The 22,811-nt window shown below is 72.1% G+C and carries 18 protein-coding genes; 17 read left to right on the top strand and 1 reads right to left on the bottom strand.

Annotated elements, in window-relative coordinates; all coding sequences use genetic code 11:
- The 14 genes from J5Y05_RS29050 to J5Y05_RS28985 form a co-directional block, all read left to right on the top strand.
- Window positions 1–1,914: peptidoglycan D,D-transpeptidase FtsI family protein (locus J5Y05_RS29050; RefSeq protein WP_210876262.1), on the top strand; the 1,914-nt coding region annotated here is incomplete at its 5' end.
- A gap of 185 nt (window positions 1,915–2,099) precedes the next feature.
- Complete coding sequence (locus J5Y05_RS29045; RefSeq protein WP_210876261.1) at window positions 2,100–3,620, top strand: UDP-N-acetylmuramoyl-L-alanyl-D-glutamate--2,6-diaminopimelate ligase; 1,521 nt, start codon at window positions 2,100–2,102, stop codon at window positions 3,618–3,620.
- A gap of 4 nt (window positions 3,621–3,624) precedes the next feature.
- Window positions 3,625–5,031 carry a UDP-N-acetylmuramoyl-tripeptide--D-alanyl-D-alanine ligase gene (locus tag J5Y05_RS29040; RefSeq protein ID WP_210876260.1) on the top strand — a complete coding sequence of 469 codons (1,407 nt, stop codon included), beginning with the start codon at window positions 3,625–3,627 and terminating at the stop codon, window positions 5,029–5,031.
- Entirely contained in the window at window positions 5,031–6,122 is a 1,092-nt protein-coding gene (gene mraY / locus J5Y05_RS29035) for a phospho-N-acetylmuramoyl-pentapeptide-transferase (RefSeq protein WP_030417854.1), read from the top strand. The genes J5Y05_RS29040 and mraY overlap by 1 nt, the downstream gene beginning before the upstream one ends.
- Window positions 6,123–6,130: 8 nt before the next feature.
- Window positions 6,131–7,537, top strand: coding sequence for a UDP-N-acetylmuramoyl-L-alanine--D-glutamate ligase (gene murD, locus J5Y05_RS29030; protein WP_210876259.1), 1,407 nt, complete (start codon window positions 6,131–6,133; stop codon window positions 7,535–7,537).
- A gap of 74 nt (window positions 7,538–7,611) precedes the next feature.
- Window positions 7,612–8,982: a putative lipid II flippase FtsW gene (gene ftsW / locus J5Y05_RS29025; RefSeq protein WP_210876258.1), complete on the top strand. Its 1,371-nt coding sequence runs from the start codon at window positions 7,612–7,614 to the stop codon at window positions 8,980–8,982.
- A gap of 6 nt (window positions 8,983–8,988) precedes the next feature.
- Window positions 8,989–10,083 carry an undecaprenyldiphospho-muramoylpentapeptide beta-N-acetylglucosaminyltransferase gene (murG, locus tag J5Y05_RS29020; protein WP_210876257.1) on the top strand — a complete coding sequence of 365 codons (1,095 nt, stop codon included), beginning with the start codon at window positions 8,989–8,991 and terminating at the stop codon, window positions 10,081–10,083.
- Window positions 10,084–10,108: 25 nt separating this feature from the next.
- Window positions 10,109–10,903: a cell division protein FtsQ/DivIB gene (locus J5Y05_RS29015; RefSeq protein WP_210876256.1), complete on the top strand. Its 795-nt coding sequence runs from the start codon at window positions 10,109–10,111 to the stop codon at window positions 10,901–10,903.
- Window positions 10,904–11,190: 287 nt separating this feature from the next.
- On the top strand, window positions 11,191–12,393 hold the full coding sequence (gene ftsZ / locus J5Y05_RS29010) for a cell division protein FtsZ (RefSeq protein ID WP_210876255.1): 1,203 nt from the start codon (window positions 11,191–11,193) through the stop codon (window positions 12,391–12,393).
- On the top strand, window positions 12,390–13,118 hold the full coding sequence (pgeF, locus tag J5Y05_RS29005; RefSeq protein WP_210876254.1) for a peptidoglycan editing factor PgeF: 729 nt from the start codon (window positions 12,390–12,392) through the stop codon (window positions 13,116–13,118). Before ftsZ ends, pgeF begins: the two co-directional genes overlap by 4 nt.
- A 6-nt stretch (window positions 13,119–13,124) precedes the next feature.
- Window positions 13,125–13,844, top strand: coding sequence for a YggS family pyridoxal phosphate-dependent enzyme (locus J5Y05_RS29000; protein ID WP_210876253.1), 720 nt, complete (start codon window positions 13,125–13,127; stop codon window positions 13,842–13,844).
- A 129-nt stretch (window positions 13,845–13,973) separates the two neighbouring features.
- Window positions 13,974–14,615: a cell division protein SepF gene (locus J5Y05_RS28995; protein ID WP_030417862.1), complete on the top strand. Its 642-nt coding sequence runs from the start codon at window positions 13,974–13,976 to the stop codon at window positions 14,613–14,615.
- A gap of 72 nt (window positions 14,616–14,687) precedes the next feature.
- Window positions 14,688–14,972, top strand: coding sequence for a YggT family protein (locus J5Y05_RS28990; RefSeq protein ID WP_030417863.1), 285 nt, complete (start codon window positions 14,688–14,690; stop codon window positions 14,970–14,972).
- Between the two features lie 55 nt (window positions 14,973–15,027).
- Window positions 15,028–16,293, top strand: coding sequence for a DivIVA domain-containing protein (locus J5Y05_RS28985; protein WP_210876252.1), 1,266 nt, complete (start codon window positions 15,028–15,030; stop codon window positions 16,291–16,293).
- Between the two features lie 196 nt (window positions 16,294–16,489).
- Here J5Y05_RS28985 and ileS read toward each other — a convergent pair whose 3' ends face one another.
- Window positions 16,490–19,636, bottom strand: coding sequence for an isoleucine--tRNA ligase (gene ileS, locus J5Y05_RS28980; RefSeq protein WP_210876251.1), 3,147 nt, complete (start codon window positions 19,634–19,636; stop codon window positions 16,490–16,492).
- Window positions 19,637–20,272: 636 nt separating this feature from the next.
- On the opposite strand from ileS, the gene J5Y05_RS28975 reads away from it, so the two are divergent.
- From J5Y05_RS28975 to J5Y05_RS28965, 3 genes are all read left to right on the top strand, one after another.
- Entirely contained in the window at window positions 20,273–21,031 is a 759-nt protein-coding gene (locus tag J5Y05_RS28975; RefSeq protein WP_210876250.1) for a TraR/DksA family transcriptional regulator, read from the top strand.
- An 89-nt stretch (window positions 21,032–21,120) separates the two neighbouring features.
- Window positions 21,121–21,720, top strand: a complete 600-nt coding sequence (gene lspA / locus J5Y05_RS28970) for a signal peptidase II (RefSeq protein WP_210876249.1) — start codon at window positions 21,121–21,123, stop codon at window positions 21,718–21,720.
- Window positions 21,721–21,865: 145 nt separating this feature from the next.
- On the top strand, window positions 21,866–22,810 hold the full coding sequence (locus J5Y05_RS28965; protein ID WP_210876248.1) for an RluA family pseudouridine synthase: 945 nt from the start codon (window positions 21,866–21,868) through the stop codon (window positions 22,808–22,810).
- Window position 22,811 lies beyond the last annotated feature (1 nt).

Below are 22,811 nucleotides of genomic sequence, written 5' to 3'. Positions count from 1 at the left end.
CCCGGCGGACGGCGGCAGCCCGGACCCGGCGCCCGGTCCCCCCGCGGCCCCGCCCGCCGCCCCGCCCCGCCCCGGCCCGCCGCCCCCCGCGCCCTGCGCCTCGGCCGCCCCCGGCCCCGGCTGCGCCTGGTCGGCCTCGCCTTCACCCTGGTCCTGTCCGCCTTCGTGGTGCGGCTGCTCCAGGTACAGGCCGTCGAGGCCGGCACGTACACCGCCAAGGCCGAGCAGAACCGCTACGTCGTCCACACCCTGACCGCCGAGCGCGGCGGCATCACCGACCGCAACGGCGTCGCCCTCGCCACCACCGAGGACGCCTACGACATCACCGCCGACCCCACGATGTTCACCCGCGACCAGCTCGGCGTCGACGACGGACCCGAGCAGGCGGCGGCGCTCCTCGCGCCCATCCTCGGCCGGGAGCAGGAGGAACTGGTCGCCCAGCTCCGCCCGAAGAACACCGAGCTGCGCTACGTACGCCTCGCCCGGCGGCAGACCCCCCAGGTCTGGAACCAGATCAAGGACCTGAAGAGCGCGCTGGCCAAGGAGGGCGAGGCGGACAAGTCCACCGTCAACGTCCTCGCCGGCGTCTTCGCCGACCCCAGCAGCAAGCGGGTCTACCCGGGCGGCGACCTCGCCGCCGGACTCATCGGCTGGGTCGACTCCGAGGGCAAGGGCGGCGGCGGCCTCGAACGCCAGCTCGACGAGACGCTGGCCGGGAAGGACGGCACGCTCCGCTACGCCCAGTCCGGCGGGCGCCACGTGCCCACCGCCGGCTCCACCGGGACGCCCGCCGTGCCCGGCAGCGACATCGAGCTGACCCTCGACCGGGACATCCAGTGGGCCGCCCAGCACGCCATCACCGAGCAGGTCGCCAAGTCCAAGGCCGACGGCGGCTACGTGATCGTCCAGGACACCCGCACCGGCGAGATCCTCGCCATGGCCAACTCACCCGGGTTCGACCCGGGCGACCTGGCCCACGCCGACCCGGCGGCGCTCGGCAACGGGGCGCTCCAGGACGCCTTCGAGCCCGGCTCCACCGCCAAGGTCATGTCGATGGCCGCCGTGCTGGAGGAGGAGGCCGCCACCCCGGGCACCCACGTCACCGTGCCCAACCGGCTGCACCGCGGCGACCGCTCCTTCAAGGACGACGTCGACCACCCCACCTGGTACCTCACGCTCAACGGGGTGCTCGCCAAGTCCAGCAACATCGGCACCATCCTGGCCACCGGCGAACTGGGCGAGACCCAGCGGGAGGCCAACGAGGTCCTCTACTCCTACCTGCGCAAGTTCGGGCTCGGCGAGTACAGCGGACTGGGCTTCCCGGGGGAGACCAAGGGCATCCTCGCCCCGCCCGGACAGTGGTCCACCTCGCAGCAGTACACGATTCCTTTCGGCCAGGGCGTGTCGCTGAACGCGCTCCAGGCGGCCTCCGTCTACTCGACGATCGCCAACGGCGGCACGCGCATCGAGCCCACCGTCGTGCGCGGCACCAAGGGCGCCGACGGGCGCTTCACCCCCGCCCCCGAGCCCAAGAAGACCCGTGTGGTCAGCGAGAAGACCGCCAAGACCCTCGCCAGGATGCTGGAGTCGGTGGTCGACGACGAGGAGGGCACCGGCACCAAGGCGCGCATCCCCGGCTACCGCGTGGCGGGCAAGACGGGCACCGCCAACCGCGTCGATCCGGCCACCGGCAAGTACCACGGCTACACCTCCTCGTTCGCCGGGTTCGCCCCCGCCGACCAGCCTCGCGTCACCGTCTACTGCGCCATCCAGAACGCCACCCAGGGCAGCTACTTCGGCGGCCAGATCTGCGGCCCCATCTACAAGGAGGTGATGGAGTTCGCGCTGAAGACCCTCCAGGTCCCGCCCACCGGCGCGGAACCCGCGAGGCTCCCGGTCGCCTTCAAGCCCTGACCCCGCACCGAGCCCGTACCGAGCCAGCACCGAGCCACCAGGAACCACCCGTGACAACGATCACCCCCGATCCGGGGAACCAGAACACCCCCCGGACCTCACTTCGCCCGGAGGCGGGTGGGCCCGGTACGCTCACCGCCGTGCCACACGCTGATCAGTCCCAAACCACCCAGAAGGGTCATCCCGTGACCTATCCGGGACCGCCCCGGCCGGTGCGGACCTCCGCGACATCCCTCGCGGAACTCGCCGGTCAACTGGGTGTCACCGCACCGCGAAGCACCGCCGGGATCACGGGGATCACCCACGACTCGCGCGCCGTCCGCCCCGGTGACCTGTACGCCGCGCTGCCCGGGGCCCGCCTCCACGGAGCCGACTTCGTCACCCAGGCCGCCGGCCTCGGTGCCGCCGCCGTGCTGACCGACCCGGCCGGCGCCGAGCGCGCCGCCGCGGCCGGACTGCCGGCCCTGGTCGTCGAGGACCCCCGCGCCCGGATGGGTGAACTGGCGGCCACCATCTACGGCCACCCCGGGCGCGACCTCCTCCAGATCGGCATCACCGGCACCTCCGGCAAGACCACCACCGCCTACCTCGTCGAGGGCGGGCTGCGCTCCACGAAGGCGACCGGGCTCATCGGCACGGTCGAGACGCGCATCGGCGACGAGCGCATCCCCTCCGAGCGCACCACCCCCGAGGCCACCGACCTCCAGGCGCTCTTCGGCGTCATGCGCGAACGCGGCACCGAGGCGGTCGCCATGGAGGTCTCCAGCCACGCCCTGGTGCTCGGCCGCGTCGACGGCTGCGTCTTCGACGTCGCCGTCTTCACCAACCTCAGCCCGGAGCACATGGACTTCCACTCCGGCATGGAGGACTACCACCAGGCCAAGGCGCAGCTCTTCACGCCCGCCCGCAGCCGCCTCGGCGTGGTCAACGCCGACGACGAGCACGGCCGCCGCATCGCCCGTGAGGCCACCGTCCCGGTCGTCACCTACTCCGCCGAGGGCCACCCCGACGCCGACTGGCGGGCCGAGGACGTCACGGTCGGCCCGCTCGACTCGACCTTCACCGCGGTCGGCCCGAAGGACGAGCGGATCGCGGCCACCTCGCCGCTGGCCGGCCCGTTCAACGTGGCCAACACCCTCGCCGCGATCGCCGCCCTCGCCGCCGCCGGGCTCGACCCGCAGACCGCCGCCGACGGCATCGCCGCCGTGCCGGGCGTGCCGGGCCGGCTGGAGCGCGTGGACGCCGGACAGCCCTACCTCGCGGTGGTCGACTACGCCCACAAGACCGACGCGGTCGAGTCGGTGCTGCGCGCCCTGCGCAAGGTCACCGAGGGCCGGCTGCACGTCGTCCTCGGCTGCGGCGGCGACCGCGACCGGAGCAAACGCGGCCCGATGGGCGCCGCCGTCGCCCGGCTCGCCGACACCGCCGTGCTGACCTCGGACAACCCCCGCTCCGAGGACCCCCTCGCCATCCTCGCGGCGATGCTGGAGGGCGCCGCCTCCGTACCCGCCCACGAACGGGGCGAGGTCCAGGTCTTCGAGGACCGGGCCGCCGCCGTGGCCGCCGCCGTCGCGCGGGCCGAGCCCGGCGACACCGTGCTGGTCGCGGGCAAGGGCCACGAGCAGGGCCAGGACATCGCCGGAGTGGTCCGTCCCTTCGACGACCGCCAGGTGCTTCGCGCAGCTATCCAGAAGACCCAGGGATGAACTTGTGATCGCCCTCTCCCTCGCCGAGATCGCAGAAGTCGTCGGCGGGCAGATGCACGACATACCGGACGCGTCCGCCGAGGTCACCGGAGCGGTCGTCCGGGACTCCCGGGAGGCGGGGCCCGGCTGCCTCTTCGTCGCCTTCGCCGGCGAGCGCGCCGACGGCCACGACTTCGCGCCGGCGGTCGTCGCGGCGGGAGCGGTGGCCGTGCTCGGCTCCCGCCCCGTCGGGGTGCCCGCGATCGTCGTCGACGACGTGCAGGCCGCCCTCGGCGCCCTCGCCCGGCACGTGGTCCGGCGGCTCGGCGCCACCCTCGTCGCGCTCACCGGCTCGGCCGGCAAGACCAGCACCAAGGACCTCATCGCCCAGGTGCTGCGGCGCAAGGCCCCCACGGTGTTCACGCCGGGCTCGCTCAACAACGAGATCGGGCTGCCGCTGACCGCCCTCACCGCCACCGAGGAGACCAGGTTCCTCGTGCTGGAGATGGGCGCCCGCGGCATCGGCCACATCCGCTACCTGGCCGGGCTCACCCCGCCGTCCGTCGGCCTCGTCCTCAACGTCGGCAGCGCCCACATCGGCGAGTTCGGCGGCCGGGAGCAGATCGCCGAGGCCAAGGGCGAGCTGGTGGAGGCGCTGCCCGAGGACGGCGTGGCCGTCCTCAACGCGGACGACCCCCTCGTACGGGCCATGGCCGCCCGTACGAAGGCGAAGGTGATCCTTTTCGGAGAGTCCGGCGAAGCGGACGTTCGCGCCGAGAACGTGAGACTCACGGACAGCGGACAGCCTTCCTTCAGGCTTCACACACCCTCCGGTGCACGTGATGTGACCATGCGCCTGTACGGTGAGCACCACGTGTCGAACGCGCTCGCCGCGGCCGCCGTCGCCCACGAGTTGGGCATGTCCGCAGACGAGATCGCCACCGCGCTCTCCGAGGCGGGCTCCCTCTCCCGCTGGCGGATGGAGGTCACCGAGCGCCCGGACGGCGTGACCGTCGTCAACGACGCCTACAACGCGAACCCCGAGTCCATGCGTGCCGCGCTGCGCGCGCTGGCGGCCATGGGCAAGGGACGTCGTACGTGGGCGGTGCTCGGCCAGATGGCCGAGCTCGGGGACGAGGCGCTCGCCGAGCACGACGCGGTCGGACGGCTCGCCGTCCGGCTCAACGTCAGCAAGCTCGTCGCGGTCGGGGGCAGGGAAGCCGCCTGGCTGCAACTGGGCGCATACAACGAGGGTTCGTGGGGTGAGGAGTCGGTGCACGTGTCCGACGCACAGGCGGCGGTCGACCTGTTGCGCAGCGAGTTGCGCCCGGGGGACGTCGTGCTCGTGAAGGCGTCCCGATCGGTGGGACTGGAGAGCGTCGCCGCGGCGCTGCTCGATGCCGGCGCCGAGGGTGAGGTCGCGGCCCGATGATGAAGCAGATCCTGTTCGCGGGAGTCATCGGCCTCTTCCTGACGCTGGTCGGCACCCCGCTGCTGATCAAGCTCCTTGCCCGCAAGGGGTACGGCCAGTACATCCGCGACGACGGCCCGCGCGAGCACGCCAGCAAGCGCGGTACGCCGACGATGGGCGGCATCGCCTTCATCCTGGCGACGATCGCCGCGTACTTCCTGGCGAAGGTGATCACGGGTTACGTCGACGAGAACGCCGACGCGACCCCGACCTTCTCGGGCCTGCTGGTGCTCGGTCTGATGGCGGGGATGGGCCTGGTCGGCTTCCTCGACGACTACATCAAGATCGTCAAACGGCGCTCACTGGGCCTGCGGGCCAAGGCGAAGATGGCCGGCCAGCTCATCGTCGGCATCGCCTTCGCGGTGCTCGCGCTCCAGTTCGCCGACAACCGGGGCAACACCCCGGCGTCCACCAAGCTGTCGTTCATCACCGACTTCGGCTGGACCATCGGACCGGTGCTGTTCGTGGTCTGGGCGCTGTTCATGATCCTGGCGATGTCGAACGGCGTGAACCTGACGGACGGTCTGGACGGCCTGGCCACCGGCGCCTCCGTGCTGGTCTTCGGCGCCTACACCTTCATCGGCGTCTGGCAGTACCAGGAGTCCTGTGCCAACGCGCAGACGCTGACCAACCCCAACGCCTGTTTCGAGGTACGGGACCCGCTGGACCTCGCGGTCGTCGCCTCCGCCCTGATGGGCGCCTGCCTTGGCTTCCTGTGGTGGAACACCTCGCCCGCCAAGATCTTCATGGGCGACACCGGTTCGCTGGCGCTCGGCGGCGTCCTCGCGGGTCTGGCCATCTGCTCCCGCACCGAGCTGCTGGTCGCCATCCTCGGCGGTCTGTTCGTCCTCATCACCATGTCGGTGGTCATCCAGGTCGGCTCCTTCCGGCTCACCGGCAAGCGGGTCTTCCGCATGGCACCGCTCCAGCACCACTTCGAACTCAAAGGCTGGTCCGAGGTCCTGGTCGTGGTCCGGTTCTGGATCATCCAGGGCATCTGCGTGATCGTCGGACTGGGACTCTTCTACGCGGGATGGGCAGCGGACAAGTGACCTCCTCGGTGCCTTCGGAATTCCAGGGCAAGCACGTCACCGTCGCGGGACTGGGCGTCTCCGGCGTCCCGGCGGCCAAGGTCCTCACCGGCCTCGGCGCGCGCGTCACCGTCGTCGACGACGGCGACGGCGAGCGCGCGCGGGCGCAGGCCGAGGAGTTGCGGGCGCTCGGCGTCACCGTGCGCCTCGGCGACGGCGCGACCCTGCCCGAGGGCACCGAGCTGATCGTCACGGCGCCCGGATGGCCGCCGGACAAGCCGCTGTTCGCCGCCGCCGAGGCCGCCGGCGTCCCCGTCTGGGGCGACGTCGAGCTGGCCTGGCGGCTGCGCGGACCGGACGCGGCCCCCTGGCTCGCCGTCACCGGCACCAACGGCAAGACCACCACCGTGCAGATGCTGGCCGCCATCCTGACCGCGGCCGGCCTGCGCACGGCGGCCGTCGGCAACATCGGCGTCTCCCTGCTGGACGCGGTCACCGGGGAGGAGGAGTACGACGTCCTCGCCGTGGAGCTGTCCAGCTACCAGCTCCACCGGGCGCCCTCGGTGCGCGCCCACTCGGCGGTGGTGCTCAACCTCGCCCCCGACCACCTCGACTGGCACGGCTCGATGGCCGCGTACGCCGCCGACAAGGGCCGCGTCTACGAGGGCAACCAGGTCGCCTGCGTCTACAACGCGGCCGACCCGGCCACCGAGGAACTGGTCCGCGCGGCCGACGTCGAGGAGGGGTGCCGGGCGATCGGCTTCACCCTCGGCACCCCCGGTCCCTCCCAACTCGGCGTCGTGGAGGGCATCCTGGTCGACCGCGCCTTCGTGGCCGACCGGCACCGGGCCGCCCAGGAGCTGGCCGAGGTCTCCGACGTGGTCCCGGCCGCCCCGCACAACGTCGCCAACGCCCTGGCCGCGGCGGCCCTCGCGCGCGCCTTCGGCGTCCCCGCCTCGGCGGTCCGCGACGGGCTGCGCGCCTTCACCCCCGACGCCCACCGCATCGCGCACGTCGCGGACGTGGACGAGGTGGCCTACGTCGACGACTCCAAGGCCACCAACACCCACGCCGCGTCGGCCTCCTTGGCCGCCTACGAGTCGATCGTGTGGATCGCCGGCGGGCTCGCCAAGGGCGCCACCTTCGACGAGCTGGTCGCCGCGGCGGCCGGGCGGCTGCGCGGCGCCGTCCTCATCGGCGCCGACCGCGCCCTGATCCGCGAAGCCCTGGCGCGACACGCCCCGCAGGTACCCGTGGTCGACCTCGACCGGACCGACACTGGGGCGATGCTCCAGGCGGTCCAGGAGGCGCGGCGGCTCGCCCGTCCGGGCGACACGGTGCTGCTGGCCCCGGCCTGTGCCTCCATGGACATGTTCACCAACTACAACCGGCGCGGCGAGTCCTTCGCACAGGCCGTGCGCGCACTCGGCGCCTGACCCGGCCGCCTGCGCCGGGCGACCTCGGGAGGGACGCGTGGGACGGTCCAGGCCGACGTACAGCGGAGGCACGGATGCCCGGTAGCCGTACCGGGCGTCCGCCCGTCCAGCGGGCCGTCAGGCGGCCGTCGGCGGCCCGTCCGGCCCGCCCGGGGCAGGAGAACGCGCTGCGCCGCCTGCACACCCGGCTGCGCCGCGCCTGGGACCGCCCGCTCACCGCGTACTACCTGATCCTCGGCGGCAGCCTGCTGATCACCGTGCTCGGCCTGGTGATGGTCTACTCGGCCTCGCAGATCACCGCGCTCCAGCTCTCGCTGCCCGGCTCGTACTTCTTCCGCAAGCAGTTCCTGGCCGCGCTGATCGGCGCCGGGCTGCTGGTGGCCGCCATGCGGATGCCGGTGAAGCTGCACCGGGCGCTCGCCTACCCGATCCTCGCGGTCGCCGTCTGCCTGATGGTCCTCGTGCAGGTGCCGGGGATCGGCGTGGCCGTCAACGGCAACCAGAACTGGATCTCGCTGGGCGGCTCGTACCTGGTCCAGCCCAGCGAGTTCGGCAAGCTTGCCCTGATCCTGTGGGGCGCCGACCTGCTCGCCCGCAAGGAGGACCGCAACCTGCTGGCCCAGTGGAAGCACATGCTGGTGCCGCTGGTGCCGGCCGCCTTCCTGCTGCTCGGCCTGATCATGATCGGGGGCGACATGGGCACCGCGGTCATCCTCACCATGATCCTCTTCGGTCTGCTCTGGCTGGCCGGGGCGCCCACCCGGCTCTTCGCCGGGGTCTTCTCGGTCGCCGCGCTGGTCGGCGCGTACCTGATCAAGACCAGCCCCAACCGCATGGACCGGATGAGCTGCATCGGCGCCACCGACCCCGGCCCGCAGGACATCTGCTGGCAGGCGGTGCACGGCCTCTACGCCCTCGCCTCGGGCGGCCTGTTCGGCTCCGGACTCGGCGCCAGTGTGGAGAAATGGGGACAACTCCCCGAAGCGCACACGGACTTCATCTTCGCCGTCACCGGGGAGGAACTGGGTCTGATGGGGACGCTGTCGGTACTCGCCCTGTTCGCGGCTCTAGGCTATGCGGGTATTCGCGTGGCCGGACGCACGGAGGACCCCTTCGTGAGGTATGCCGCGGGAGGCGTGACCACCTGGATCATGGCGCAGACCGTGATCAACCTCGGTGCGGTCCTCGGACTGCTGCCGATCGCCGGCGTCCCCCTCCCGCTGTTCTCCTACGGGGGCTCCGCCCTGCTGCCGACCATGTTCGCCATCGGGCTGCTGATCGCCTTCGCGCGGGACGAGCCCGGTGCGCGGGCGGCGCTTGCGTTGCGGCAACCCCGCTTTGGTAGAAAGCGGGGGACCGGGGGCACCGGGTCCAAACGGAATCCCCGGAGTTGGAACACGATGCGACGGCGTGCCTCGGCGGCGCGTTCGTCCGGAGAGCGGTGAATTTCGGTGCATGTCGTACTCGCCGGCGGAGGAACCGCGGGCCACATCGAGCCCGCGCTCGCCCTCGCGGACGCCCTGCGCAGGCAGGACCCGACCGTGGGCATCACGGCCCTGGGCACGGAACGCGGCCTGGAGACCCGGCTCGTCCCCGAGCGCGGTTACGAGCTGGCCCTGATCCCGGCCGTGCCGCTGCCCCGCAAGCCCACGCCCGAGCTGATCACCGTGCCGGGACGGCTGCGCGGCACCATCAAGGCGACCGAGCAGATCCTGGAGCGCACCAAGGCCGACGCCGTGGTCGGCTTCGGCGGCTACGTCGCGCTGCCCGGCTACCTGGCGGCCAAGCGGCTCGGTGTGCCGATCATCGTCCACGAGGCCAACGCGCGGCCCGGACTGGCCAACAAGATCGGTTCGCGGTACGCCAGCCAGGTCGCCGTCTCGACCCCGGACAGCAAGCTGCGCGACGCCCGCTACATCGGCATCCCGCTGCGCCGCGCCATCGCCACCCTGGACCGCGCCGCGGTGCGCCCCGAGGCGCGCGCCGCCTTCGGGCTCGACCCCAACCTGCCGACGCTGCTGGTCTCCGGCGGCTCGCAGGGCGCCCGGCGGCTCAACGAGGTGGTCCAGCAGGTCGCCCCCTGGCTCCAGCAGGCCGGCATCCAGATCCTGCACGCGGTCGGCCCCAAGAACGAACTGCCGCAGGTCCAGCAGATGCCGGGGATGCCCCCGTACATCCCGGTAAGTTACGTGGACCGGATGGACCTCGCGTACGCCGCGGCCGACATGATGCTCTGCCGCGCGGGCGCGATGACCGTGGCCGAACTCTCCGCCGTCGGGCTCCCGGCCGCCTACGTCCCGCTGCCCATCGGCAACGGCGAACAGCGGCTCAACGCCCAGCCGCTGGTGAAGGCCGGCGGCGGACTGCTGGTCGACGACGCGGAACTGACGCCCGAGTGGCTCCAGCAGAACGTCCTGCCCGTGCTCGCCGACCCGCACCGGCTGTACGAGATGTCCCGCGCCGCCGCCGAGTTCGGCCGCCGGGACGCCGACGACCTCCTCGTCGGCATGGTGTACGAGGCGATCGCCGCCCGCGCGCACCGCTAGGGACGGACGACGGAAGGCAGGGAGCGTGGCCGGAACGACCACCGCCGAACGCGGTGAAAGCCGACGGGAGTCGTCCGGCCCGCCCCCCGCGGGGCGTTTCCGGCCGCCCCGGCTCCGTACGATCATCATTTCGGTGGCGGGCCTCCTGCTCGCCACCGGCGCGGCACTCTGGCTGCTCTACGGTTCCCACTGGCTGCGGGTGGAACGGGTGTCGGTCTCCGGCACCCGTGTGCTGACCCCCGCCGAGGTCCGCGAGGCGGCCGGCGTGCCCCTCGGCGACCCGCTCGTCTCGGTCGACACCGGCGCCATCGCCGAACGGCTCGGCCGCGAACTGCCCCGCATCCGCACGGTCGACGTGGAGCGCTCCTGGCCGGACGGCATCGGGCTGAAGGTGACGGAGCGTACTCCCGTCCTGGTGGTGCGCAAGGGCGCCGAGTTCGTCGAGGTGGACGACGAGGGCGTCCGCTACGCCACCGTGCCGAGGGCCCCGAAGGGCGTGCCGGTGCTCCGGCTCGAACCCGCCCGGTCCGGCCCGGCCGCCGCCAGCGTCCGCCGCTTCGGCGAGGACCGGCTGGTGCGCGAGGCGGTGCGGGTCGCGCGCCGCATCCCGAAGCCCGTCGCCCGGGTGACCGGCGAGGTCGCGGTCCGTTCCTACGACGACATCGCGCTGGAGCTGACCGACGGCCGCACCGTGACGTGGGGCAGCGGTGAACTCGGCGAGGACAAGGCCCGGGTGCTCACCGCGCTCATGAAGGCGGCCCCGGACGCACGCCACTTCGACGTGAGCGTGCCCACCGCCCCGGCGTCATCAGCGAGTTGACGAGCATATGTGCAGGCCAGCACCCTGGCTGGGCAGCGCTATGGCTGATCACATAGGGTGAAAAGAAAAAAGGGAGGTTCGGCGTGTTCGTTGAACGCGCGCCGCTTGTCGACTTAGTGTCCTGTTCGGAAGACTCCAAGGAACGGACACACTGGTAACCCTAAACTTCAGCTTTAGGGTTCGGGTCGGGGCTACGGACCGTCCCATCGGCATCAGTCGTCGGGTCGCGGAGCGGCAGTACTCCGGCCGATCCGGCGACACGTAACTCGAGGCGAGAGGCCTTCGACGTGGCAGCACCGCAGAACTACCTCGCAGTCATCAAAGTCATCGGTGTCGGCGGCGGTGGTGTCAATGCCATCAACCGGATGATCGAGGTCGGTCTCAAGGGCGTCGAGTTCATCGCCATCAACACGGACGCGCAAGCTCTGTTGATGAGCGACGCCGACGTCAAGCTGGACGTCGGCCGCGAACTCACCCGCGGACTCGGCGCCGGAGCCAACCCGGCCGTCGGACGCAAGGCGGCCGAGGACCACCGCGAGGAGATCGAGGAGGTCCTCAAGGGGGCCGACATGGTCTTCGTGACAGCCGGTGAAGGCGGCGGCACCGGCACCGGCGGGGCGCCCGTCGTGGCCAACATCGCCCGCTCGCTGGGCGCCCTCACCATCGGCGTGGTCACCCGCCCGTTCACCTTCGAGGGACGGCGCCGCGCCAACCAGGCCGAGGACGGCATCGCCGAACTCCGCGAAGAGGTCGACACCCTCATCGTCATCCCCAACGACCGGCTGCTGTCCATCTCGGACCGCCAGGTCAGCGTGCTCGACGCCTTCAAGTCCGCGGACCAGGTGCTGCTCTCCGGTGTGCAGGGCATCACCGACCTCATCACCACCCCCGGCCTGATCAACCTGGACTTCGCCGACGTCAAGTCGGTCATGTCCGAGGCCGGTTCGGCCCTCATGGGCATCGGCTCGGCCCGCGGCGACGACCGCGCGGTGGCCGCGGCCGAGATGGCGATCTCCTCGCCGCTGCTGGAGGCGTCCATCGACGGCGCCCGGGGCGTGCTCCTCTCCATCTCCGGCGGCTCCGACCTCGGCCTGTTCGAGATCAACGAGGCCGCCCAGTTGGTCAGCGAGGCCGCCCACCCCGAGGCCAACATCATCTTCGGCGCGGTCATCGACGACGCCCTCGGCGACGAGGTGCGGGTCACCGTGATCGCCGCCGGCTTCGACGGGGGCCAGCCGCCCGCCAAGCGGGACAACGTCCTCGGCTCGTCCTCCGCCAAGCGCGAGGAGCAGCCCGCCCCGGTCCGGCAGCCCGAGGGCCGCCCCGCCTTCGGCTCGCTCGGCAGCGTCAAGCCCAAGGAGGACCCGGAGCCGGCCGTGCCGGAGCCGGTCGACGACCTCCCGCCGCTCTCCGGCCCGCCCGTGCCGTCCTCCCGTACCTACTCGGACAGCGCGGCCGAGGAACTGGACGTGCCGGACTTCCTGAAGTGATAGGCCGGCGCGACACCGTGAACGGCGCGCACTTCGGCTTCACCGACCGGTGGGGCGGGGTGAGCGCCGTTCCGCACGAGGAGCTGAACCTCGGCGGCGCGGTCGGCGACGACCCCGCCGCCGTCGTGGCCAACCGGCGGCTCGCCGCCGGGGCGCTCGGCCTCGACGCCGACCGCGTGGTCTGGATGGACCAGGTGCACGGCGCCGACGTGGCCGTGGTCGACGGGCCCTGGGGAGAGGGGCCGGTCCCGCCCGTCGACGCGGTCGTCACCGCGAGGCGCGGACTCCCGCTCGCCGTCCTCACCGCCGACTGCGTGCCCGTCCTGCTCGCCGACCCGGTGGCGGGCGTGGCCGGCGCGGCACACGCGGGCCGGCCCGGCATGGTCGCCGGCGTGGTCCCCGCCGCCGTACGGGCCATGACCGAACTCGGCGCCGACCCCGCCCGGATCGTCGCCCGCACCGGACCCGCCGTCTGCGGACGGTGCTACGAGGTGCCGGCCGGGATGCGCGACGAGGTCGCCGAGACGGAGCCGGCGGCGTACGCCGAGACCAGTTGGGGCACACCGGCCGTCGACGTGTGCGCCGGAGTGCACGCGCAACTGGAGCGCCTCGGAGTGCGCGACCGTACGCGCTCCCCGGTGTGCACCCGGGAGTCGCACGACCACTTCTCGTACCGCCGCGACCGGGTCACCGGACGGCTCGCGGGCTATGTCTGGCTGGACTGATGGGGCATGACGGACCGTAAGCACGAGATCGCCACGAACCTGACCGCGGTCGAGGAGCGCATCACCGCCGCCTGCGAGGCCGCGGGCCGCCGCCGCGACGAGGTGACCCTGATCGTGGTCACCAAGACCTACCCGGCCGAGGACGTCCGCGTCCTGTCCGGGCTCGGCGTGCGCCACGTCGCCGAGAACCGCGACCAGGACGCGGCGCCCAAGGCGACGGCCTGCGTGGACCTGCCGCTCTCCTGGCACTTCGTCGGGCAGTTGCAGACGAACAAGGTCCGCTCCGTGGTCGGTTACGCCGACGTGGTGCAGTCCGTCGACCGGGCGCGGCTCGTGACCGCCCTGTCGCGGGAGGCGGTACGGGCCGGCCGCGAGGTGCGCTGTCTGCTCCAGGTCGCCCTCGACGCGGACGCGGGCGGACGCGGCGAGCGCGGCGGCGTGGCGCCCTCGGGCGTCCCGGAGTTGGCCGACCTGGTCGCCGGGGCCGAGGGGCTGCGCCTGGACGGCCTGATGACGGTCGCGCCGCTCACCGGGGAGTACGCCGGACGTCAACGCGCCGCGTTCGATCACCTCATGGATTTGTCGACCGACCTGCGCCGGGCCCATCCGGCTGCGAACATGGTCTCCGCGGGGATGAGTGCGGACCTTGAGGAGGCCGTGGCGGCCGGGGCGACACATGTGCGCGTCGGTACGGCGGTACTCGGAGTCCGCCCCAGGCTCGGGTAACGTCGCCAAGAAGTCGGACCACAGCAGAAAATATGGTCATTACCGCCGAAAGGCGGAGGCAACGACCTCGTGGATCGCGGGCACTTGGCAGTCGTCAGCCGATCCACCACAGAGCGGAGGACTCAGAGCATGGCCGGCGCGATGCGCAAGATGGCGGTCTACCTCGGCCTCGTGGAGGACGATGGGTACGACGGCCGGGGATTCGACCCCGACGACGACTTCGAACCGGAACTCGACCCCGAGCCCGAGCGGGACCACCGGCGGCACGAGCCGCCTCACCAGTCGCACGGATCACACCAGCCCCAGCGGGACGAAGAGGTGCGCGTCGTGCAACCTCCGGCCCAGCGCGAGCCGGTGCCCCGATCCGCTTCGCTCGGGGCGGAATCCAGCCGTCCGGCGCGCATCGCGCCCGTGGCGTCCATCACACAAGAACGCGCAAGCCTGGAAAAGAGCGCACCCGTCATCATGCCCAAGGTCGTGTCGGAACGAGAGCCCTACCGGATCACCACCCTTCACCCGCGGACCTACAACGAGGCCCGTACCATCGGGGAACACTTCCGTGAGGGCACCCCGGTGATCATGAATCTGACTGAGATGGATGACACAGACGCGAAGCGACTTGTCGACTTTGCGGCGGGTTTGGTGTTTGGTCTTCACGGCAGTATCGAGCGGGTGACGCAGAAGGTGTTCCTGTTGTCGCCTGCTAACGTCGATGTCACGGCGGAGGACAAGGCCCGTATCGCAGAGGGCGGGTTCTTCAACCAGAGCTGAGACGCAGCACCGGTGAGCGCGGGCCCGAGGACGGGTCCGGGGGATGGTTCAGGGGAGAGGGAAGCACAGGTCATGAGCGTGGTTCTGGATGTCGTCTACATCGCGCTGATGTGCTTCCTCATCGTGCTCATCTTCCGGTTGGTCATGGACTACGTCTTCCAGTTCGCCCGCTCGTGGCATCCCGGCAAGGCGATGGTGGTCGTTCTGGAGGCCACCTACACTGTCACCGATCCACCGTTGAAGCTTCTGCGGCGGTTCATTCCGCCGTTGCGTCTCGGGGGCGTGGCGCTCGACCTGTCCTTCTTCGTGCTGATGATCATCGTTTACATCCTGATCTCGATCGTGAGCCGGCTGTGAACGATGAGAGAGATGCGGGCTTGCCGAATGCCGACGACTACGTTGAGGTGAAGAGATGCCGTTGACCCCTGAGGACGTGCGGAACAAGCAGTTCACGACCGTCCGCCTCCGAGAAGGCTATGACGAGGACGAGGTCGATGCCTTCCTCGACGAGGTCGAAGCCGAGCTGACCCGGCTGCTCCGCGAGAACGAGGACCTGCGGGCCAAACTGGCCGCGGCCACGCGCGCGGCTGCGCAGAACCAGCAGAACATGCGCAAGCCCCCCGAGCCGCCCCAGGATCAGCAGCATCAGCAGCACCCACCCCAGCAGGGGATGCCTCCGCAGCAGCAGGGCATGCGAGGACCCGGCGCTCCGGTGCCCGCCGGCATATCGGGCCCGCCGCAGCAGCAGATGGGCGGCCCCATGGGCGGCCCGCCCCAGCTGCCGAGCGGTGCACCGCAACTGCCCGCCGGTCCCGGTGGACAGGGCGGTCCGCAGGGCCCCGGTCAGATGGGCCAGGGTCCCGGTCCGATGGGTCAGGGCCCGATGGGCCAGGGGCCGATGGGCCAGGGCCAGATGGGTCAGGGCCCGATGGGCCAGGGTCCCGGTCCCATGGGTCAGGGTCCCGGCCCGATGGGCCAGGGTCCGATGCAGGGTCAGATGGGCCCCGGCCCGATGGGCATGGGCGGCCCCCAGGGTCCCGGTGGCCCGGGTGGTCCCGGCATGCCCGGTCAGGGCCCCGGCGGCGACAGCGCCGCCCGTGTCCTCTCGCTGGCCCAGCAGACCGCCGACCAGGCGATCGCCGAGGCACGTTCCGAGGCCAACAAGATCGTGGGCGAGGCGCGTTCGCGGGCCGAGGGCCTGGAGCGGGACGCTCGTGCCAAGGCCGACGCCCTGGAGCGGGACGCGCAGGAGAAGCACCGCGTCGCGATGGGCTCCCTGGAGTCCGCCCGCGCCACGCTGGAGCGCAAGGTCGAGGACCTGCGCGGCTTCGAGCGCGAGTACCGCACGCGGCTGAAGTCCTACCTGGAGTCGCAGCTCCGTCAACTGGAGACCCAGTCCGACGACTCGCTGGCCCCGCCGCGGGCCCCGGCGGCGGCGTCGCTGCCGCCGTCCCCGGCGCCCTCGATGGCCCCGGCCGGCGCGAGCGCCCCGTCCTACGGCGGCAACCCGTCGATGGGCGGCGGACCGAACCCGGCCGGCCCGTCGTACGGCGGCCAGCAGCAGATGTCGCCGGCGATGACCCAGCCGATGGCGCCGGTGCGTCCGCAGGGCCCCTCGCCGATGGGCCAGGCGCCGTCTCCGATGCGCGGTTTCCTGATCGACGAGGACGACAACTGACGGGCTCGTGACCGGTAGTACGGCCTAGCGGACGGCAGCGTTCAGAACGGGCCCCGGGTGACCACCCGGGGCCCGTTCCGCGTCTCCGGGGCCACGGGCGCCGGTCCGCGACGCACCAGGGCCCGGCCTCCCCCCCTGCGAAGGGGGGGAGGCCGGGCCCTGGTCGTGCTCCCGGGCGCGAGGCCCGGGGCGCGGATCAGACCTTGCGCAGGCGGAAGACGAGGCTCAGTCCCTCGTCGGTGAAGGCGTCGCCGAAGGTGCCGTCCGCCTCGCCCTGGGCGAAGTCCGTGGCGAGGACCTCGTCCGCGATGAGCCCGGCGTGCTCGCCCAGCGCGGCGACGGTCGCCGGGTCGGTGGCCGTCCAGCGCAGCGCGATCCGGTCGGCCACGTCCAGGCCGCTGTTCTTGCGGGCCTCCTGGATCAGGCGGATGGCGTCCCGGGCGAGGCCCGCCTGCCGCAGCTTCTCGGTGATCTCCAGGTCCAGGGCGACCGTGGCGCCCGAGTCGGAGGCGACCGACCAGCCCTCGCGCGGCGTCTCGGTGACGATCACCTCGTCGGGGGTGAGCGTGACCGTCTCCCCGTCGACGTCGACCGAGGCCGTGCCCTCGCGCAGGGCGAGGGAGAGCGCGGCGGCGTCCGTGGCGGCGATGGCCTTCGCCACGTCCTGGACGCGCTTGCCGAACCGCTTGCCGAGCGCCCGGAAGTTGGCCTTCGCCACCGTGTCGACCAGGGAGCCGCCGACCTCGCCGAGGGAGGCGAGCGACTCGACGTTCAGCTCCTCGGTGATCTGCGTGTGCAGCTCGGGGGAGAGGGTCTCGAAGCCCGACACGGCGACCAGGGCCCGGCTCAGCGGCTGCCGGGTCTTGACGCCGGACTCGGCACGGGTGGCCCGGCCCAGCTCGACCAGGCGGCGCACCAGCGCCATCTGCCGGGACAGCTCCGGGTCGACGGCGGCGAGGTCGGCCTCGGGCCAGGAGGAGAGGTGGACCGACTCCGGGGCGCCCGGGGTGACCGGGACGACCAGGTCCTGCCAGACCCGCTCGGTGATGAACGGGGTGAGCGGCGCCATGAGCTGGGTGACGGTCTCGACGACCTCGTGCAGGGTGCGCAGGGCCGCCTTGTCGCCCTGCCAGAAGCGGCGGCGCGAGCGGCGCACGTACCAGTTGGACAGGTCGTCGACGAACGCGGAGAGCAGCTTGCCGGCGCGCTGGGTGTCGTAGCCCTCCAGCGCCCGGGTCACCTGGTCGGTGAGGGCGTGCAGCTCGGACAGGAGCCAGCGGTCCAGCACCGGGCGGTCGGCCGGGGCCGGGTCGGCGGCGCTCGGGGACCAGCCGGTGGTGCGGGCGTACAGGGCCTGGAAGGCGACGGTGTTCCAGTAGGTGAGGAGCGTCTTGCGGACGACCTCCTGGATGGTGCCGTGGCCGACCCGGCGGGCCGCCCAGGGCGAGCCGCCGGCTGCCATGAACCAGCGGACGGCGTCGGCGCCGTGCTGGTCCATCAGCGGGATCGGCTGGAGGATGTTGCCGAGGTGCTTGGACATCTTGCGGCCGTCCTCGGCGAGGATGTGGCCGAGGCAGACCACGTTCTCGTAGGACGACCTGTCGAAGACCAGGGTGCCGACCGCCATCAGCGTGTAGAACCAGCCGCGGGTCTGGTCGATGGCCTCGCTGATGAACTGGGCCGGGTACCGGGACTCGAAGAGTTCCTTGTTCTTGTACGGGTAGCCCCACTGCGCGAACGGCATCGAGCCCGAGTCGTACCAGGCGTCGATGACCTCCGGGACGCGGGTGGCCGTCGCCCCGCACCCCTCCTGCGGGCAGGGGAAGGTGACCGCGTCGATGTAGGGGCGGTGCGGGTCGAGCGCGGACTGGTCGGTGCCGGTCAGCCCGGTCAGCTCGGCGCGGGAGCCGACGACGGTGAGGTGGTCCTGCTCGCAGCGCCAGATCGGCAGGGGGGTGCCCCAGTAGCGGTTGCGGGAGAGGGCCCAGTCGATGTTGTTGTTCAGCCAGTCGCCGTACCGGCCGTGCTTGACGGAGTCCGGGAACCAGTTGGTCTTCTCGTTCTCCGCCAGCAGCCGGTCCTTGATCGCGGTGGTGCGGATGTACCAGGAGGGCTGGGCGTAGTAGAGCAGCGCGGTGTGGCAGCGCCAGCAGTGCGGGTAGCTGTGCTCGTAGGGGACGTGCCGGAAGAGCAGGCCGCGCTCGCGCAGGTCCTCGGTGAGCTGTTCGTCGGCCTTCTTGAAGAAGACGCCGCCGACCAGCGGCAGGTCCTCCTCGAAGGTGCCGTCGGGGCGGACCGGGTTGACGACGGGCAGGCCGTAGGCGCGGCAGACGGCGAGGTCGTCCTCACCGAAGGCGGGGGACTGGTGGACGAGGCCGGTGCCGTCGCCGGTGGTGACGTACTCGGCGTTCACCACGTAGTGGGCGGGCTCGGGGAAGGCGACCAGGTCGAAGGGGCGCCGGTAGGTCCAGCGCTCCATCTCGGCGCCGGTGAAGGTCTGGCCGGTGGGCTCCCAGCCCTCGCCGAGGGCGCCGGCGACGAGCTGTTCGGCGACGACGAGCTTCTCGGTGCCGTCGGTGGCGACGACGTAGGTGACCTCGGGGTGGGCCGCGACGGCGGTGTTGGAGACCAGGGTCCAGGGCGTGGTCGTCCACACCAGGAGCGCGGCCTCGCCGGCCAGCGGGCCGGAGGTCAGCGGGAAGCGGACGAAGACGGAGGGGTCGACGACCGTCTCGTACCCCTGGGCCAGCTCGTGGTCGGAGAGGCCGGTGCCGCAGCGCGGGCACCAGGGGGCGACCCGGTGGTCCTGGACCAGCAGGCCCTTGTCGAAGATCTCCTTCAGCGACCACCAGACGGACTCGATGTACTCGGGCTCCATGGTGACGTACGCGTCGTCCATGTCGACCCAGTAGCCCATCCGGGTCGTCAGCTCGGCGAAGGCGTCGGTGTGCCGGAGCACCGACTCGCGGCACTTGTCGTTGAAGGCGGCGATGCCGTACGCCTCGATGTCCTTCTTGCCGGAGAAGCCCAGCTCCTTCTCCACGGCCAGCTCGACGGGGAGGCCGTGGCAGTCCCAGCCGGCCTTGCGGGCCACGTGGTAGCCGCGCATGGTGCGGAAGCGGGGGAAGACGTCCTTGAAGACGCGGGCCTCGATGTGGTGGGCGCCCGGCATGCCGTTGGCGGTGGGCGGGCCCTCGTAGAACACCCACTCGGGGCGGCCCTCGGACCGCTCCAGGCTCTTCGCGAAGATCTTCTGCTCGCGCCAGAAGTCGAGCACCGCGTGTTCGAGCGCGGGCAGGTCGACCTGGGCGGGTACCTGTCGGTACTGCGGCTGCGTGTTCAACGAGCTTCCTCCGGCGGACGTGCTGCCTTCCGTCGGAGGGACGAGAGCCGTAGAGGCTACGGACGCCGCTGTCTGCGGCGCGCTCCCGCGGTACCACCCTCCTTGGCCCCCGGTGCCTCGGGTGCACCGGCGAGCCCCCTCATTGGGGTCACGAGGCCGGTTCTACTCGCCGGGCCAGGGGGCTGCGGCTTTCTTCCGGCGGCTCCGGGGTGATCTTCACGACGCGCTCGCCCCCGGGCTCACACCGTCCCCGGGTCGCTCTGGGCCGCTCACGCCGCTACTCGTCCCCATCCACGCTTTTTCGCTCCGCCCAGTGTACGGCGCCGCGAGGGTGGCGGCCGACCGGTTTTCCGGGCCGCGGGGCCGGCCGGGCGCCCCGGGCCGGGACGTGGTGCGGTTTGGGGTGGGATGCCCCGAATGGCGCGGACGGGTGTCCGGGGCGCGCACGGGAGGGGTCCGGGACGGCTCGGCGGATTACCCGGCGGTGAGCTGGGCACAACGCATGCATGCCCGCCGCGAGCGGTGGACGAGGCGGGGCGAATCGGGCGGCGTGCCCCGTTGCCGCGGGACCGGAGTCGATTTATCGTCCCAGCACGATTCGGGAGCAAGATCACCACATGTGAAGGGACCGCGGCCATGGTGGCGAAGGAGACCGCCGCGAAGCAGTCCGCGGTGCGCGAGGACCCGCCCGGACCGGGCCCGGCCCAGGAGCCGGCGGCCGGGGAGGCCGCCGCGCGGAAGGCCCCGGCGAAGAAGGCGGCGGCCGGGAGGACCGCGGCGAAGAAGGCGGCGGGCGCGGCGAAGACCACGAAGAGCACGGCGAAGACCACGAAGACCACGAAGAGCACGAAGAGCACGGCGAAGAGCACGGCCAAGAAGGCGGGCGCGGCGCGGGCCGCGGAGCAGACGGGAGCCACGACAGTGGTTGCGAAGAAGACCCCCGGCACGGCCACGGCGGCCACGTCCGCCCTGCCCAAGGCACGCGACGCCGCCGACCCCGGCGACCTCCCCGTACGTCCCGGCGAGGACCCCTGGACGCGGGAGGAGGTCGAGGAGGCGCGCATCGGGCTCCAGAGCGAGGCCGACCGGCTCCGCACCGAGATCTCCTCCTCCGAACGCTCGCTCCAGGGGCTGATGCGCGACTCCGGCGACGGGGCGGGCGACGACGAGGCCGACACCGGCACCAAGAACATCACCCGCGAGCACGAGCTGGCCCTCGCCGCCAACGCGCGCGAGATGCTCGTCCAGACCGAGCGCGCCCTCGAACGCCTCGACGCGGGCACCTACGGCCTCTGCGAGAACTGCGGCAAACCCATCGGAAAGGCCAGGATGCAGGCGTTCCCCCGGGCCACGCTCTGCGTCGAGTGCAAGCAGAAACAGGAACGCCGCTCCTGACCGGCGGCCGGAGCACGCCTGAGCACGTGGGGCGCGCGGGGTGTGACGTACCCTCGTGCTCAGTCAGGCACCTAGGTTGAGGGACTCACGTGGCAGAGGCGGAGCGCATCATCGGTACGCCGGACACCCCGGACACGGCGGGGGACGGGCAGGAGCGGGAGCGGCCCGACGCCGGACAGGCCGAGGCCCCGGAGCGTCCCCGGGGCAAGCGGCGGGTGGCGGTGCTCTTCGTGGTCGCCGCCATCGCCTACGCGCTCGACCTGGCGAGCAAGATGATCGTGGTGGCCAAGCTGGAGCACCACGAGCCCATCGAGATCATCGGGGACTGGCTGCGGCTCGCGGCGATCCGCAACGCGGGCGCGGCCTTCGGCTTCGGCGAGGCGTTCACCGTGATCTTCACGGTGATCGCGGCGGCCGTGATCGTGGTGATCGCCCGGCTGGCGCGCAAGCTCTACAGCCTGCCCTGGGCGATCGCGCTCGGCATGCTGCTCGGCGGCGCCCTCGGCAACCTCACCGACCGGATCTTCCGCTCGCCGGGCGTCTTCGAGGGGGCGGTCGTCGACTTCATCGCGCCCAAGCACTTCGCCGTCTTCAACCTCGCCGACTCGGCGATCGTCTGCGGCGGCATCCTGATCGTGCTGCTCTCCTTCCGGGGCCTGGACCCGGACGGCACCGTCCACCGGGACTGAGCCGGGCGCGGGGACCCGCCGCCACCGGGCCGGGCGCCCGCCCGGCACCGGAGCCGGGGACCGGGCCTCGTACCAGGCGCCGGCGGGAGTCCGCCGTACGGGCCGGCGGACGGCCGGGGCCGCTCCGTCCGGCATACTCGACGGCGTGAGCACGCTTCCCGAGATCCGTACCCTGCCCGTTCCCGACGGCCTGGAGGGCGAGCGCGTCGACGCCGCCATCTCCCGCATGTTCGGCTTCTCCCGCACCAAGGCCGCCGAGCTGGCCGCGACGGGCAAGGTACAGGTCGACGGATCGGTGGTCGGCAAGTCCGAGCGGGTCCGCGGCGGCGCCTGGCTGGAGGTCGAGATGCCCCGGGCGCCCGCGCCGGTGCGGATCGTCGCCGAGCCGGTCGAGGGCATGGAGATCGTCCACGACGACGAGGACGTCGTCGTGATCGTCAAGCCGGTCGGCGTCGCCGCCCACCCCTCGCCCGGCTGGAGCGGCCCCACCGTCATCGGCGGGCTCGCCGCAGCCGGTTTCCGTGTCTCCACCTCCGGCGCCGCCGAGCGCCAGGGCATCGTGCACCGCCTCGACGTGGGCACCTCCGGGCTGATGGCGGTCGCCAAGTCGGAGCGCGCGTACACCTCGCTCAAGCGCCAGTTCAAGGAGCGCACGGTCGACAAGGGCTACCACACGCTGGTGCAGGGCCACCCCGACCCGACCAGCGGCACCATCGACGCCCCCATCGGCCGGCACCCGCAGCACGACTACAAGTGGGCGGTCACCGCCGACGGCAAGCCCTCCGTCACCCACTACGACCTCATCGAGGCGTTCCGCGCGGCCTCCCTGCTCGACGTGCGGCTGGAGACCGGCCGCACCCACCAGATCCGCGTCCACATGGCCGCCCACCGCCACCCCTGCGTCGGCGATCTCACCTACGGCGCCGACCCCACCCTCGCCAAGCGGCTGCGCCTGACCCGGCAGTGGCTGCACGCGGTGCGGCTCGGCTTCGACCACCCCGGCACCGGCGACCGGGTGGAGTTCGCCAGCGACTACCCGGCCGACCTCGCCCGCGCCCTCGACCAGGTCCGCGAGGAGACCTACGGCTGAG

It is taken from the genome of Streptomyces tagetis (genome assembly GCF_018069565.1).
Classification (GTDB): Bacteria; Actinomycetota; Actinomycetes; order Streptomycetales; family Streptomycetaceae; genus Streptomyces; species Streptomyces tagetis.
Note: the sequence above shows the minus strand (reverse complement) of the source record. Positions and strands in the feature narration are given on the sequence as shown.

Bases quoted from the DNA above. Each gene is read 5' to 3' on its own strand.
- mraY (WP_030417854.1), top strand. From the start codon at position 5,031: ATGAAGCAGATCCTGTTCGCGGGAGTCATCGGCCTCTTCCTGACGCTG.
- ftsW (WP_210876258.1), top strand. From the start codon at position 7,612: ATGCCCGGTAGCCGTACCGGGCGTCCGCCCGTCCAGCGGGCCGTCAGG.
- J5Y05_RS29000 (WP_210876253.1), top strand. From the start codon at position 13,125: ATGACGGACCGTAAGCACGAGATCGCCACGAACCTGACCGCGGTCGAG.
- J5Y05_RS28995 (WP_030417862.1), top strand. From the start codon at position 13,974: ATGGCCGGCGCGATGCGCAAGATGGCGGTCTACCTCGGCCTCGTGGAG.
- J5Y05_RS28990 (WP_030417863.1), top strand. From the start codon at position 14,688: ATGAGCGTGGTTCTGGATGTCGTCTACATCGCGCTGATGTGCTTCCTC.
- J5Y05_RS28985 (WP_210876252.1), top strand. From the start codon at position 15,028: ATGCCGTTGACCCCTGAGGACGTGCGGAACAAGCAGTTCACGACCGTC.
- J5Y05_RS28975 (WP_210876250.1), top strand. From the start codon at position 20,273: ATGGTGGCGAAGGAGACCGCCGCGAAGCAGTCCGCGGTGCGCGAGGAC.